At 64.1% G+C, this 13709-nt stretch carries 12 protein-coding genes and 1 tRNA gene; 7 read left to right on the top strand and 6 right to left on the bottom strand.

Translation table 11 applies throughout. The features are described 5' to 3' along the window. Positions 1–56 precede the first annotated feature (56 nt). On the top strand, positions 57–1175 hold the full coding sequence (gene proB, locus ACNQPL_RS03745) for a glutamate 5-kinase (RefSeq protein WP_346614858.1): 1119 nt from the start codon (positions 57–59) through the stop codon (positions 1173–1175). Further along, positions 1172–1633 (top strand): CreA family protein, encoded by a 462-nt coding sequence (locus ACNQPL_RS03740; RefSeq protein WP_416465982.1) that lies wholly within the window; start codon positions 1172–1174, stop codon positions 1631–1633. Before proB ends, ACNQPL_RS03740 begins: the two co-directional genes overlap by 4 nt. Before the next feature lie 140 nt (positions 1634–1773). Here the strand turns inward: ACNQPL_RS03740 and mksF are convergent, their stop codons facing one another. Genes mksF through mksB form a run of 3 tightly spaced genes read right to left on the bottom strand, consistent with a single transcriptional unit; the run spans position 1774 to position 6576 of the window. Continuing rightward, on the bottom strand, positions 1774–4605 hold the full coding sequence (gene mksF / locus ACNQPL_RS03735) for an Mks condensin complex protein MksF (RefSeq protein WP_416465981.1): 2832 nt from the start codon (positions 4603–4605) through the stop codon (positions 1774–1776). Beyond that, entirely contained in the window at positions 4602–5309 is a 708-nt protein-coding gene (gene mksE / locus ACNQPL_RS03730; protein WP_416465979.1) for an Mks condensin complex protein MksE, read from the bottom strand. The genes mksF and mksE overlap by 4 nt, the downstream gene beginning before the upstream one ends. Then, the gene (mksB, locus tag ACNQPL_RS03725; protein ID WP_387528995.1) at positions 5299–6576 is read right to left on the bottom strand and encodes an Mks condensin complex protein MksB; all 1278 of its coding nucleotides are present in this window, start codon (positions 6574–6576) and stop codon (positions 5299–5301) included. The genes mksE and mksB overlap by 11 nt, the downstream gene beginning before the upstream one ends. Positions 6577–6863: 287 nt before the next feature. On the opposite strand from mksB, the gene ACNQPL_RS03720 reads away from it, so the two are divergent. The 3 genes from ACNQPL_RS03720 (at position 6864) to ACNQPL_RS03710 (ending at position 9134) form a co-directional block, all read left to right on the top strand. Continuing rightward, a complete protein-coding gene (locus ACNQPL_RS03720) occupies positions 6864–7652 on the top strand; it encodes an energy transducer TonB (protein WP_416465977.1) in 789 nt (262 codons plus the stop codon). Next, positions 7649–8104, top strand: coding sequence for a ribosomal protein S18-alanine N-acetyltransferase (gene rimI, locus ACNQPL_RS03715; protein WP_346614864.1), 456 nt, complete (start codon positions 7649–7651; stop codon positions 8102–8104). The genes ACNQPL_RS03720 and rimI overlap by 4 nt, the downstream gene beginning before the upstream one ends. Before the next feature lie 448 nt (positions 8105–8552). Beyond that, positions 8553–9134 (top strand): D-Ala-D-Ala carboxypeptidase family metallohydrolase, encoded by a 582-nt coding sequence (locus tag ACNQPL_RS03710; RefSeq protein ID WP_416465975.1) that lies wholly within the window; start codon positions 8553–8555, stop codon positions 9132–9134. Here ACNQPL_RS03710 and ACNQPL_RS03705 read toward each other — a convergent pair. Further along, entirely contained in the window at positions 9074–9988 is a 915-nt protein-coding gene (locus ACNQPL_RS03705; RefSeq protein ID WP_416465973.1) for a LysR substrate-binding domain-containing protein, read from the bottom strand. The genes ACNQPL_RS03710 and ACNQPL_RS03705 overlap by 61 nt on opposite strands. 247 nt (positions 9989–10235) lie before the next feature. Between ACNQPL_RS03705 and ACNQPL_RS03700 the strand changes: the two genes are divergently transcribed. After that, positions 10236–10847, top strand: coding sequence for a LysE family translocator (locus ACNQPL_RS03700; RefSeq protein ID WP_416465971.1), 612 nt, complete (start codon positions 10236–10238; stop codon positions 10845–10847). Between the two features lie 70 nt (positions 10848–10917). On the opposite strand, the gene ACNQPL_RS03695 is transcribed toward ACNQPL_RS03700, so the two are convergent. After that, positions 10918–10994, bottom strand: a tRNA-Met gene (locus ACNQPL_RS03695). 95 nt (positions 10995–11089) lie between these two features. Then, the gene (locus tag ACNQPL_RS03690; RefSeq protein WP_416465969.1) at positions 11090–12022 is read right to left on the bottom strand and encodes a FecR family protein; all 933 of its coding nucleotides are present in this window, start codon (positions 12020–12022) and stop codon (positions 11090–11092) included. Between the two features lie 178 nt (positions 12023–12200). On the opposite strand from ACNQPL_RS03690, the gene ACNQPL_RS03685 reads away from it, so the two are divergent. Continuing rightward, positions 12201–13406, top strand: coding sequence for an MFS transporter (locus tag ACNQPL_RS03685; protein ID WP_416465967.1), 1206 nt, complete (start codon positions 12201–12203; stop codon positions 13404–13406). Positions 13407–13709 lie beyond the last annotated feature (303 nt).

Raw genomic sequence — 13709 nt, 5'->3', positions numbered from 1 at the left:
GAGCGGCGTTTTTGTATCTACGGTATCTACAGATTCGACATAGGTTGGAAGAGAAGATGCGAAGCAAGGTGACTGGCGCCAAGCGCTGGGTCGTGAAGATCGGCAGTGCGCTGCTCACGGCGGATGGCAAAGGCCTCGACCGCGGCGCCATGGCCGTGTGGGTCGAGCAGATGGTCGCGCTGCGTGAAGCAGGCGTGGAGTTGGTACTGGTCTCCTCCGGGGCCGTGGCAGCCGGCATGAGCCAGCTGGGCTGGACTTCGCGACCGAGCGCGATGAACGAGCTGCAGGCCGCTGCTTCGATCGGCCAGATGCGCCTGGTGCAAGCCTGGGAGTCGAGCTTCGGCGAGCACGGCAAGCACACTGCGCAGATCCTTCTGACCCACGACGACCTGTCCGACCGCAAGCGTTACCTCAATGCCCGCAGCACCCTGCGCACGCTGGTCGACCTGGGTGTGGTGCCGGTGATCAACGAAAACGACACCGTGGTCACCGACGAAATCCGCTTCGGCGACAACGACACGCTGGCCGCGCTGGTGGCCAACCTGGTCGAAGCCGACCTGCTGGTGATCCTCACCGACCGTGACGGCATGTTCGACGCCGACCCGCGCAACAACCCCGAAGCACAGCTGATCTACGAAGCCCGTGCCGATGACCCGTCGCTCGACGCCGTGGCCGGTGGTACCGGTGGCGCCCTGGGCCGTGGTGGCATGCAGACCAAGTTGCGCGCTGCGCGCCTGGCTGCACGTTCCGGTGCCCACACCATCATCATTGGTGGCCGTATCGAGCGTGTGCTGGACCGCCTGAAGGCCGGCGAGCGCCTGGGCACTTTGCTGTCGCCCGAGCGCGGCATGCTGGCGGCGCGCAAGCAGTGGCTGGCTGGCCACCTGCAAACCCGTGGCACCCTGGTGCTCGATGCCGGTGCCGTGCAGGCCCTGCGTCAGGCCAACAAGAGCCTGCTGCCGGTTGGCGTGAAGACCGTGCAAGGCAGCTTCCGTCGCGGCGAGATGGTCGTCTGCGTGGGCCCCGACGGCCTGGAAGTAGCCCGCGGGCTGGCCAACTACAGCGCACTGGAAGCCCAGAAAATCATCGGCCAGTCGTCCGAGGCCATCGAATCGCTGCTCGGTTACAGCGCCGAGCCGGAGCTGGTGCACCGCGACAACCTGGTGCTGGTATGAGCCTGCTCAAGCGTGTAATTGCCGTGGCGGCGCTGGCGTTGCCGATGCTGGCCGGGGCAGAGGAGGTCGGCCAGGTCTCGACCGTGTTCAAGTTCCTCGGGCCGAACGACCGCATTGTGGTCGAGGCTTTCGATGACCCCAAGGTCGAAGGTGTGACCTGCTACCTGTCGCGTGCCAAGACGGGCGGCATGAAAGGTGGGCTGGGCCTGGCAGAAGACCGTGCGGAGGCGTCGATCGCCTGCCGCCAGGTCGGGCCGATCAGCTTCAAGGGTGAGTTGAAGGACGACGAGGAAGTGTTCAAGGAGCGCACCTCGCTGGTGTTCAAGACCATGCAGGTGGTGCGCTTCCTGGACAAGAAGCGCAATACGCTGGTGTACCTGGTGTACAGCGACCGCATGATCGAAGGTAGCCCGCAGAATGCGGTGACGGCCATTCCGATCCTGCCTTGGGCGCATTGATGTAATCGGGAGGCCTTTGGCCTCCAATCGCTGGCAAGCCAGCTCCCACAGGGTTATCACTGCGCTTGAGGGCTGTGGAGATCCCTGTGGGAGCCGGCTTGCCGGCGAAAGGGCCGCAAAGCGGCCCCATGACTCCAGACTCAGGCCAACTCCTCAGCCTGATCCTCTAGCACCACAGCCTTCTCCACATCCCGAGGGCTGATGAACTTCCAATCCGCCTCATCGATGTAGATGCCATTCGGCCCGCTACCGCCTTCCAGGTCGATCGCCACGTGCGCCGACACCTGCGGCTTCACGCTCGCCAGAATCGGCACGAAGCCCAACTGCAAACTGGTCTCCAGCAGTGCCGCCTGGTTGCGTTCGTCGATGTCCGCCGCTTCGTCCAGGTAGTACGGCAGGCGAATGCGCCCGGCCAGGTCGCGGTCCATCAGGTGCAGCAACAAGTACATGTTGGTCAGCGCCTTGATGGTCATGGTGGTGCCGTTGGACGCGGCGCCGTCGATGTCGGCGTGGATCACCGGCTGGCTGTTGATCTTGGTGATCTCGAACGCAAGCTCGAACAGGTCTTTGAGGCCCAACTGGTTATGGTTGGCCGCCACCAGCCGTGCCAGGTATTCCTTGGCCTCTTCGTTCTTGTGGTCCTGGTCCGAGTTCTGCGTCAGGTCGAATACCGACAGGGTCTCGCCTTCCTCGTACTGGCCGGCGCTGTGGATGATCTGGTCGATGTGCTTGAGCGCTTCCTTGTTCGGCGCCAGTACCACGCGGAAGCTCTCCAGGTTGGACACCTGGCGCTTGTTGATCTCGCGGTTGAACAGGGCTAGCTGGTGCTCGAGGCTGTCGTAGTCGCTGCGGATGTTGCGCAGGGTCCGGGCGATGTCGGTGACCGCAGCGCGGCGCGCCTTGGCCAGGGTCAGGGCTTCGTCGGTGCGGTGCGCATAGGCGTTCACCAGCAGCTGCAGGCGGCGCTCCATGTCGTCTTCGCTGTCGAACTTGGCCACGCCCTTCAGGCGCACCTGGGCGTACAGCGCCTCGATCTGGTTGTCGACGCGCTGCAAGCCCTGCCAGCTGTCCTGGTAGTCGTTGAGCAGTGGCAGCAGGTTGTCCATGGAGTCATCGACCGCTTCCATGAACGGCGTGCCGAACGGCAGGTCGGCCGGGAGCAGTTGGCGACGGCGCAAGGCGTCTTCCAGCGTGCGCTGTTTGGACTCCAGGTCGCCGATCTGGCGGCCGACCAGTTGCAGCTTGGCCGACAGTTGCTGAACGCGTTCGGTGAAGGCATCGCTGGAGCGCTTCAGCTCGTCCTGGGCGGCTTCCAGCTGCGCCAGTTGCTCCAGCTTCTCGGGCTCTTCAGCGGCCAGGGTTTCGCTGCGGCGGTAGTCTTCCAGGGCCTTCTGAGCATCCAGCACCTGTTGGTACAGGGCTTCGGTCTGCGCCTTGGAGGCGGTGCGGTCGGCGGCTACCGACTGCTGGGTCTTGAGCTGCTTGAGCTCGCGTTCCAGGCGGTCCTTCTGATCGCGCAGGGCGGCACGGTCGGCCAAGGCCTGCAGGGCGGGCGGGTCGATATGGGAGATGTCGATGGAAATGCCCGGGGCCTCGAAACGCTCGCCCTTGAAGCCATCGAGTACCGCTTCGAGCGATTTCACCCACAGGTCGCTGTCGTCCAGCTCGATGCCGCGGTCGCCCAACGGCAGGCTGAACAGCGCGCCGTTGAACAGGCGCATCAGGCGGTCGACGTCGGCCTGCGAGAACTCTTCGCGCAGGCGGGCATAGCTGTTGTTGTCGGCGTGGTCGAGTTGCTGCTTGACCTGCTTCATGCGTTTTTCGAGGTCACGCACGCGCTCGTCGAGGTCTTCGGCGGAGAACTGTCGCGATTGCGCCAGGGCGCCGGCCAGTTCGTCGTGGGCATCCTTGGCCGCCAGCAGTTGCTGTTCCAGAACCTTGACGTCGTCGACCAGGGCGAAGCGGTGCTTGAGCACCGACAGCTCGCCGAGCCAGCGCTGGATGCCCGTGATTTCACGCTCCAGGCGCATCAGCTCCTGGGTGCCGCCGCGCTGGTCGTTCTGCAGCCGGTCTTGTTCGCCACGGAAGTGCTCGGCCTGGATCACCAGCTCTTCCTTGCGCGCCATGGCGTATTCCTGCCAGGTACCCAGCAGGTTATCGAGCAGCGGCGAAAGGCGGTGCAGTTTGCCGCGCAGGATGTCGCGCTGGGCCACGCCGCCAGCCAGGGCCTCGACCAACGGGCCGGCGGCGACCAGGGCGTTATAGTCCTGCTCCATGCGGCGCACGTCGCGGAAGGCTTCTTCGCAGGCAGCAATGTAGTCGACGCTGCCCGAGCGCAGGCTGTGCTCGAAGGCGTCGAGGAACAGCTGCTTGAGCTTGGCGGCGGTGATTTCGCGCATGTGCAGCAGGTTGATGAACAGTGCGCGGAATGTCTTGAGGCTCTGCTCGCTGGTCGAGCGCAGCGGGATCATGGTCAGGTCCAGCGGCACCGACGTGTGGCCGCCGACCAGCAGCCGGCGCAGTTCATCCGGCTTGAGCTCGTAGGCCTTCAGGCCCAGGCGCTCGAGGTTGGTGAACAGCTCTTTCTGGCGCAGGCAGGTGTCGTTCTTCTGGTAGTGGGCCAGGTCCAGCTCGCCTTTGTAGGCGAAGAACTGGTGGCCGAAACCGCCGCCCGGGCCGCGGCCGACCACGCCGACCACGTGCGGGCCGTGGGGCAGGTTCAGTTCGCAAAGGATGTAAGAGGTGTCGCTGGCGAAGTAGAAGCGGCGCGACTGCTCCAGGCTGTACTTGCCGAAGCTCATGTCGGACATGCGCGCCAGGATCGGGAACTGCAGGGCGTTGATCGACGCCGACTTGCCCAGGTTGTTGGCGCCGTAGACCGACAGCGGGTGTTCCAGCGGGAACAGGCCAAGGCTGTAGCCGGCGGTGTTGAGCAGTGCGAAGCGGCGGATGCCGTAGCGTTCCTGGCTCATGCGTCAATCTCCTGTTGCTCTTCGCGGATGGCCCGGGCCAGGGCCTCTTCTTCGCTTTCGTCGCTTTCAAACGGCGCCAGGTCGAGCGGGTCGTCAGTGCGCGCCAGTTCTTCCGGGCTTTCTTCTTCGACCAGCACCGGGGTTGGCAGCGGCAGGTCGCTGTGCAGGGTGGCGGCCAGGTCGCGGTCCTGCTGCACCGACAGGCACACGTCGAGGAAGCGGTGCATCGGCGGCAGGAAGCGGTAGATGCCGCCTTCTTCGTGGGCGAAGCCGAGCTGGGTCATGCGGCGCATGATCTTTTCTTCCAGCTCGTCGACGGTCTGCACTTCGGCCTGCAGGAACAGGTCGCGGTACTTTTCCAGCAGCGACGGCAGCTCGTCGCGGCCAATGCTGCCGCCGTCGAGCACGGCCATCGGGTCGCGGCCCTGGTCGGCCAGGTGTTCGACCAGGATGAAGGTGAACAGCGACAGGCGCTGGGCGGTCTTGTTGACCTGCGCGGCGGCCTGCTCGGGGACGAAGTAGTAGAAGCCGCGGGTATCGCACACCAGCTCGAAGCCCAGGGCCTTGAACAGGGTACGGTACTGGTCCTGGAAGTTCGACAGCTGGGCGTACAGCTCGGGGTCGCGGCGGCTGACATGGAACCCTTTGAACAGCTCGCGGAAGATCGGCGCGAGCTGGGACAGTTCGGAAAGATCAAGATGCATTGGCTGGGCTCGCGTTGGTTTCAGGTGGCGCTTCGCGGCTGGAGGTCAGGGCGAACGAGCGCAGGCTGACCAAGTGTTCCTGGGTGGTGTATTCGCGGCGTTCGAGGCGTTCGCGCTTGAAGCGCTTCTCGCGCGACAGGCGCGAGAACCAGTACAGCAGTTCGTCGGTGGCGCCTTCGGGCTCCTGGTCCAGCAGCCAGACCATCAGGTCGGGCAGCGGCAGGGCATTCTCGCAGCGTTCGAGCATTTCTTTGACCGTGCGTGGCGCACGCGGCAGCGGGCCGTTCTGGGTCTTGTGCGCCTTGGGGAACTTGGCCGGTTTCGGCTCGAAGCGGGCGAGGGCGTAGACATACGCCTCGACCTGGCTGGCACTGCCGAGGAAGGTGCTTTGCGGGCGGGTGAACAGCGGCATTGCTGCGTGCGGCACGGCATCGATGCCTTTGCGGCGGATCACCGACAGGGCCAGGGCAGCGCCGCGGGTCACGGCGTTGTGCCGGCGCGCTTCTTCGCGCAGCGGCAGCAGCAGTTCGCGGGCATGGCGCAGGGTCAGCTGGGCGCTGGTCTGCATTTCGAGGATGCGCGCGTGGGTGCGCAGCAGCATGTCGTCGTCGACCAGGTGGCCCAGGCGCGCCTGTTCGCCCAGCAGTTTCAGCAGCACGGTCTCGACCTTGCGCACGCCTTGTTCGAAGGCGCCGTCGGCGTTGACCAGCTGGATCATCGGCTCGACGTATTCGTCCCAGGTCGCCAGTACCTCGGCATAACGCTGGCGCAACGGGATCTGGCGGTTGCTGGTCTTGGCCCGTTCGGCCACGGCCACCAGTGCCTGTTCGTCGTTGTCGAGTTTCTTCAGTACGTCGCGCACGCGCATGTCGAGCAGGCGCAATTGGCGCGCCAGGTCGTCGCTGTCGCGGTTGTCGAAGGCATCCTGGATGTGCCCGGCAAGGCGCTCCAGGTGGCGCAGGTAGGCCTCGATCTCCAGGCACAGGCCCAGGCGGTGCTCGCGGCGCAGGTAGGCGAGGAAATCGTGGATCTGGGCGTTGAGCTCGAAGCGGTTCGGGCTCTTGGCCACCGGCACCAGGATATCCAGGCGGATCCACACGTCGAGCAGCTGGGTGATGTCCTGCGGCGTGCTTTCCACTTGCTGGCGGCCCAGTTGCTGGCGCAGTTCGACCAGGCTCAGGGTGCCTTGGTCGAAACGCTCGCACAGCGGCTCGATCAGGGCCCAGTGTTCAGCTAGGGCGCGCAGGACGCGCTTGGGTTCGATCATTGGCGTCTACTCGTTGCCAAGTAAAAAGGGGGCGATTGTACTGCATCCCGGGGGGAGGATTTCACCCCTTGGTCTGTAATGAGGAATTACCCCTGATTTTGCTAAGGGATTCACTGGCCTCATCGCCGGCAAGCCGGCTCCCACAGGTACGCCACCGAGCCCTGTGGGAGCTGGCTTGCCGGCGATGAGGCCAGTACTGGCAGCAATTTTCTGCCGACCAGTTGCGGCGCTCGCCTCCCAACAGCGTTAGAATGCGCGATTGATTCAACCCTCCGGATACCCGTGCCTTGCTGACCGAGTCCCGCCGCCGCGCCTACCTTTCCGCCATGCAAGTGGTGCATTGGCTGCCGCGCGCCGAACTGCCGTTCGCCGCCCCGTCGCGCCCCGAGCTGCTGTTGCCGCAGGTGCCGGTCGAGGAAGCCGAATTCGAGATCAGGCCATCCGCACCGGCCGTCCACGAAGCACCATCGGTACCGCAGGCGCGCTCCGGCGAGCGGCCGAAAATCGAAATCCCGCGCCCGGGCAACAGGCCAAAGCCCGTGGCCAAACCGGTCGAGGCCGAGGCGCAGGCCCCCGCGCCACGTCCGGCCCTGGTGCCACCGCCGCGCTTCTCGCTGCAACTATTGCGCGCTGGCAGTTGCCTGCTGCTGGTCGAGCTGGCCACCGGCCAACCGTTCCAGAGCCGCGACCCGTCCTACCTGCTGCTCAAGGACATGCTGCGCGCCGCCGGCCTGCCCGACGCCCCGCAGATCATCGGCGAGCCGGTGCGTTGGCCGCTGCTGGTGCGCGGCAACATGGACCAGGGCCCGGACGCTGCGCGTGATTTCGTCAAAGGCTTCATCCAGGCGCGCCTCGAAGAAACCCCCTGCAGTTGCCTGTGGTTGATCGGCCTGCCGGCCCTGCGTTTTGCCGCCAGTGCCGACACCGAAGCGTATTACCAAGTACTGAAGCTCGACGGCCTGGGCGACGCCTGGGCGTTGCCGGGCCTTGAACTGTTGATGGACGAGCCGCACCGCAAGGCGGACGTCTGGCAAGCGATGCGCCAGCTGATGGCGCGCTGGAAGAGCGTTGAATGAGTGAATCGATCAGTTTCCGCCCCATGACCGAGGCGGATCTGGATGCCGTGCTTAAGATCGAATATGCCGCGTTCAGCCATCCCTGGACCCGCGGGATCTTCCAGGATGCGCTCAAATCCTACGAAGTGTGGTTGATGTTCGATGGCCAGCAGCAAGTCGGCCATGGCGTGATCAACGTGATCATCGATGAGGCGCACCTGCTGAACATTACCGTCAAGCCGGAGAGCCAGGGGCGGGGCATGGGCCTGCGCTTGCTCGAACATTTGATGGCGCGTGCGTATCAGCTCAATGGGCGCGAGTGCTTCCTGGAGGTGCGGGCCAGCAACCAGTCGGCGTATCGGTTGTATGAGCGGTACGGCTTCAACGAGATCGGCCGCCGGCGGGATTACTACCCGGTGGCGGGGGGGCGCGAGGATGCGCTGGTGATGGCTTGTACGTTGTTTGGAGAGTGACCTGCTTTGTCGACTGGCTGCGGGCATTTATAGGGCAATGATGCCGGTCTTGATTCTTGTAGCGTTGTCTAAATCGAGCGCCGCCCGCGCGGCGCATCGCGGATAAATCCGCTCCTACATTTGTTGCAGCGTGCCGTTCCAGCCAGGCCATGGTTGTTCGTCTCGGTGCATGGCTGAAGACCTGCGGGGCGGCGGCAGCGCCAGCCGAAATTTCGCGCCGTACCAACAAGGCTGACTATGGCCTATCAGGCCATGGCGCGTTGCAACAAATGTAGGAGCGGATTTATCCGCGATGCGCCGCGCGGGCGGCGCTCGATCTCCAACCCTCCCAAAACATACCTTCGTGCACCTAGCTGCCCCACGCACTCCCAGGCGTACCTGGGTCAGTCCTAACCATGCTTAACTCTTTTCAGGTCGCCAGGGTTGGCGACGGTGCTCAGGAGCAGTAATGAAAAGTGCAAAGGGCTGGCTGCTGGCGTTGGCGTTGAGCGCAGGTGCGGCGCAGGCGGATGAGCGCGACCTGTGGATGTTCGCGCAATGGGCCGGGGATCATCAGACCCGGCCATTTCGCGAGATGCTGGTGGATGCCCGCCTGTATGGCGTAGTGCCGATTCACCAATTGCTGCGCTCGGCCTCGGACTGGCGGCTGTGCAAGGCTTCACCCTTCGCAGTGCCACCGCCCGGTAACTGGCCTGCGGTGCGTTCCACGCTGGCGCTGATCAAGACACTGGATGACGAGGGTATCCTGCGCCAGTTCGAAGTGGTCTCGGCCTACCGCGATGCAAGCCTCAACCGCTGCGCCGGCGGCGCCGTGGGCAGTGCCCATACCCGAGCGTTTGCGGTCGATATCCTGCTGCCGGCCTGGGCTGACCCCAACCCGTTGTGCAGCTTCTGGCAGCGGCACGGCCAGGCCTGGAACATGGGCCTGGGGCGTTACCCATCAGGCCGTATCCATGTCGACACAGCGGGTTATCGCACCTGGGGCGGCGATGGCAGTGCGGGTTCGTCGTTCTGCAGCAAGCCCAGCTGAGCAAGGCAGGCCTGGCTTTCGCCAATCACCCATTCGGCAAAGCGCTGGCGCTTGCCGCCATCATCCAGCGGCTGCGGGCTCAATAGGTGATAGGCGGAGCCATCGCGCATGAAGCCGAACGGCGCTTTCAGCTGCCCACTGCCGAGTTCATCGCGCACCATCAATGCCGAGGCGATGGCCAGGCCCAGGCCGGCGCTGGCCGCTTGCAGTGACAGGTAGAAATGTTCGTAGTCGCTGCGCTGGCTGTGCCGCGCCTGCTGGCCGCTCAGGCGCAGCCAGGCAGGCCAGGCGCTCGGCCGGGTGTTGCTGTGCAGCAAGCGCTGGCCGTCGAGCGCGATACTGCCATCGCGGTTGATCGGGCCAATCCATTCATCGCAGATCTTCAGGGTGTGCAGCGCGGGTGGCCAGTGGAAGTCATCGCGGCGCAGCGCCAGGTCGACGCCGCTGCGGGCAAAGTCCAGTGGCCCGCCGGCGGCCACCAGATGCAGTTGCAGGTCCGGGTGAGCGGCATGAAAGCGGGGCAGGCGCGGGATCAGCCAGCGCATGGCGATGGTCGGTTCGCACGAAAGCACCAGCACATTGTCCCGTTCCTGCTGCTGCAGGCGCTGCACTGCGCCTTCCAGCTGCTCGAAAATGGCCTGGGTTGTGCCCTGCAGTGCGCGGCCCGCCGGGGTCAGGAAGATCGCCCGGTTGCGCCGCTCGAACAATGCGATGCCGAGGCTTTCTTCAAGCAGGCGCACCTGACGGCTGACGGCGCCATGGGTAACGTGCAGGCGCTCGGCGGCGCGCACGAAGCTCTCGGTCTCGGCGGCAATGTCGAAGTAACGAAAGGCGGTGAGGGGTGGCAGTTTCATGGGCTTCATGGTTGCCGGTGCCGGCCTCTTCGCGGGGCAAGCCCGCTCCCACAGAACGCACACCACCCTGGGTACTTGTAGAGCATGTGTGGGAGCGGGCTTGCCCCGCGAAGAGGCCCGCAGCGGCAATGCACCTCTGTGAGAAAAGCTAGCGGATTTACCTCACTATAAATCGATTTTCCGCGCTTTGCCCGGCCTCGATAATGCGCACATCTGTGCATTTTCATCGTCTATCGAGGAACTACCCGTGACCGAACTGCTTGCCGTTGCTCTGTTCACCCTCCTGGCCGTCATCAGCCCTGGGGCCGATTTCGCCATGGTTACCCGCAGCAGTTATGCACAGGGCCGCAAGGCCGGGTTGGCGGCAGCAGCGGGCATTGCCCTGGGCGTGCAGGTGCATGTGCTGTACACGGTGCTGGGTATCGCCGTGATCATCAGCCAGAGCCCTGTGCTATTCCTGGCCATGAAGGTGCTCGGGGCGGGGTACCTGATCTACCTGGGTTACCAGTCGCTGACCAACACCACGCGCATCAGCCTTGCAGGGCAGCCATCGGCCACCGGGCTGCTCGTGGTAATGCGCACAGGGTTCCTCACCAATGCCTTGAACCCCAAGACCATGCTCTTCGTCGTAAGCGCCTACACCCAGGTCGTGCAGCCGGGCACACCGCTGGGGTTGGATTTCGCCTACGGAGCATTCATGTCATTTGCCCATTGGGTGTGGTTCAGCCTGGTGGCGGTGTTCTTCTCGAGTGCGGGGTTGCGCAAGGCAATGATCGAGCGGCAGGTCGTTGTCGACCGGGTGATCGGTGTGGCGCTGATTGGCTTGGGGCTGGCGGTGGTGGTGGCGGGCGTACGTTGAGGGGAGGGGCGCTGAGCTTTATCGAAGGCAAAAGAAAAGGGCCTACCTTGCGGTAAGCCCTTTTCAAGTTTGGTGGCTACACAGGGACTTGAACCCCGGACCCCAGCATTATGAATGCTATGCTCTAACCAACTGAGCTATGTAGCCGATGGCGCGCATTATTCGCTTGTGAGGCCCCTGTGTCAACACTCATTTCAAAAAAAATTTGCACGCTTTCAAAAACTTAGCCGCCAAGCCCGATTTTATTGGACGATCAGCCACTGCCCGAGCACGGCGTGCACTTGCAAGCGCTGTTCGCTAGCCAGTGCATCGAGGGTTTCGCCGGGCCGGTCGAGGTTGAAGTCACCGCTCACGCGCCGATACGCCGTCTGTTCATCCATCAGCCATACGCGGCGGCCCTGGTAGCTGGCCAGGCGCTCGATCACCTGCCCCAAGGGCATGTCGCTGGCACGAAGGTGGCCAGTACGCCAGGCGTCTGCGGTTTTGACATCGACTTTTTGCACAGGGTTGATACGTGCTTCAGTGAATGTCACCCGTTCGCCGGCCGACACCATGCGTTGGTCGCCCCCCTGAACGATCATGGCCTTGCCGTTGAGCACCACCAGTTCATCGTGATCGGCGTGGCGGGCCACCATCAGGCGGGTGCCGAATACCTGAATGCGCGCATCGTTCACCTGCACTTCCATGGCGCGGCCGTCCAGCATCACTTCCAGGTAGACCTGGCCCTGCACCAGATGCAGCAGCCGCGTGCGCCCTCGCAGGTCGACATTCATCGCGCTGGCGCTGTCCAGGTGCAGCGTCGAGCCGTCGGCCAGGCGCAGGCTGCGCCGTTCGCCCGCGTCGGTGTGCAACTCACTGCCCAGGCGTTGCAGCAGCGGCCAGTACACATACGCCAGCACCGCCAAGGCTGTCAGAAACAGCAAGGCCAGCGCTTTGCCCAGGTGGCTGCGGCGGGCACTGACAAGGCGTGGCCGCGGCCGTGCCGGCGGCACTTGCAGCTGCTGCCAACAGGCTTCCAGCTCGGCATAGGCGTGCGCGTTGAGCGGGGCCTGGCACCAAATGGCGAACGCCTGGCGCTCGCGTCCAGTGCAGCCGGGTTGGCGCAGGCGGGAAAACCATTCCAGTGCTTCCTGCTGAGGGTCAGCCTGAATCTGCGTGGCGGGCATCGGGCTCATGAGGATGTGCTCGCGAAAGGGCGGTTTCGCCCAACGATTACGGGGAAATTAGTTCGAGGATGCTAAATATATTGAGAACCATTTACAAGTACGCGGTGACAGAGGGATAAAAAGGTAGCTATGTATCCATTTGTTTCCTGATAATCGGATCCCAACCCTGCGGACGGAAATCAAGCCCATGGCCATCAGCAGCACCTCCACCGCCAGCTCGGCTAGCCAAGCCAACCCGCTGGTGATGCGCATCATCACCTTCTGCGCGCTGGCGCACCTGATCAATGACCTCATTCAGTCGGTGCTGCCGGCGATCTACCCGATGCTCAAGGCCAACTACGACCTGAGTTTCGCCCAGATCGGCCTGATCACCCTGACATTCCAGATCACCGCCTCGCTGCTGCAACCCTGGGTGGGCTTTTTCACCGACCGCCGGCCCACGCCGAACTTGTTGCCGCTCGGCACCCTGTGCACGTTGGTGGGGATCGTCATGCTGGCCTTCGTTGGCAGCTTCCCGATGATTCTGCTGGCCTCGGCGCTGGTGGGGATCGGCTCGTCGACCTTCCACCCGGAGACTTCGCGTATTGCGCGCCTGGCCTCGGGCGGGCGGTTCGGCCTGGCGCAGTCGACCTTTCAGGTGGGCGGCAACGCAGGCTCGGCTTTCGGCCCGTTGCTGGCGGCCGCCATCGTCATCCCGTTCGGCCAGACCCACGTCGCCTGGTTCGGTGTGGCGGGGCTGCTGTTCTTTGCCGTGACCCTGATGCTGCGCCGCTGGTACACCGAGCACCTTAGCCAGGCCAAGGCGCGCAAGGCGGTGCAGGCCAGCCATGGCATCTCGCGCAAGCGGGTGATCGCGGCGCTGATCGTGCTGGGCCTGCTGGTGTTCTCCAAATATTTCTACATGGCCAGTTTCACCAGCTACTTCACCTTCTACCTGATCGAGAAGTTCGACCTGTCTGTGGCCAGCTCGCAGTTGCACCTGTTCCTGTTCCTGGGCGCGGTGGCGGCGGGTACCTTCTTCGGCGGGCCAATCGGTGACCGCATCGGGCGCAAGGCGGTGATCTGGTTCTCGATACTCGGTGTAGCGCCGTTCACCCTGGCGCTGCCGTATGCCGACCTGTTCTGGACCACCGTGCTGAGCGTGGTGATCGGCTTCATCCTGGCGTCGGCATTCTCGGCGATCGTGGTGTATGCCCAGGAACTGGTGCCGGGCAGCGTGGGCATGATTGCCGGGATCTTCTTCGGCTTGATGTTCGGTTTCGGCGGCATTGGCGCGGCGTTGCTGGGGTACCTGGCGGATTTGCGCGGCATCGAGTACGTGTACGGGTTGTGCTCGTTCCTGCCGTTGTTCGGGTTGTTGGCGGTGTTTCTGCCAAATACCGGTAAGCGCTGAGATTGATCGGGCTGCTTTGCAACCCACTCGCAGGCCAAGCCCGCTCCCACAGGTTCAGTGCTGACCCTGGATTCAGCCGGGCTCCTGTAGGAGCGGGCTTGCCCGCGAATGGGCCGCGCAGCGGCCCCGGCAATTGACGGCTCAAGCTGGCTTGGCCTAGAGTGCCGCCTCTTCTCATCCACCTGCGTAGTAGCCAAAGCAATGCGCCGTAACCAGTCCCTCCCACACGCTCGCCAGCCTGCCTTGCAGGCCATGCGTCGTGCGTGGCCGAGCGATACGGTGCTCAAGCGTCGCCGCAGCGTG

Origin of the sequence: Pseudomonas sp. LFS044 (assembly GCF_047978245.1) — a bacterium.
In the GTDB taxonomy this organism is placed as follows: Bacteria; Pseudomonadota; Gammaproteobacteria; order Pseudomonadales; family Pseudomonadaceae; genus Aquipseudomonas.
Note: the sequence above shows the minus strand (reverse complement) of the source record. Positions and strands in the feature narration are given on the sequence as shown.

What these genes read in the sequence shown, in the direction of transcription:
- ACNQPL_RS03705 (WP_416465973.1), bottom strand. Translation starts at nt 9,988, where the DNA reads ATGAAACTGCCACCCCTCACCGCCTTTCGTTACTTCGACATTGCCGCC.
- mksE (WP_416465979.1), bottom strand. Translation starts at nt 5,309, where the DNA reads ATGCATCTTGATCTTTCCGAACTGTCCCAGCTCGCGCCGATCTTCCGC.
- mksF (WP_416465981.1), bottom strand. Translation starts at nt 4,605, where the DNA reads ATGAGCCAGGAACGCTACGGCATCCGCCGCTTCGCACTGCTCAACACC.
- rimI (WP_346614864.1), top strand. Translation starts at nt 7,649, where the DNA reads ATGAGTGAATCGATCAGTTTCCGCCCCATGACCGAGGCGGATCTGGAT.
- ACNQPL_RS03740 (WP_416465982.1), top strand. Translation starts at nt 1,172, where the DNA reads ATGAGCCTGCTCAAGCGTGTAATTGCCGTGGCGGCGCTGGCGTTGCCG.
- ACNQPL_RS03685 (WP_416465967.1), top strand. Translation starts at nt 12,201, where the DNA reads ATGGCCATCAGCAGCACCTCCACCGCCAGCTCGGCTAGCCAAGCCAAC.
- ACNQPL_RS03710 (WP_416465975.1), top strand. Translation starts at nt 8,553, where the DNA reads ATGAAAAGTGCAAAGGGCTGGCTGCTGGCGTTGGCGTTGAGCGCAGGT.
- proB (WP_346614858.1), top strand. Translation starts at nt 57, where the DNA reads ATGCGAAGCAAGGTGACTGGCGCCAAGCGCTGGGTCGTGAAGATCGGC.
- mksB (WP_387528995.1), bottom strand. Translation starts at nt 6,576, where the DNA reads ATGATCGAACCCAAGCGCGTCCTGCGCGCCCTAGCTGAACACTGGGCC.
- ACNQPL_RS03690 (WP_416465969.1), bottom strand. Translation starts at nt 12,022, where the DNA reads ATGAGCCCGATGCCCGCCACGCAGATTCAGGCTGACCCTCAGCAGGAA.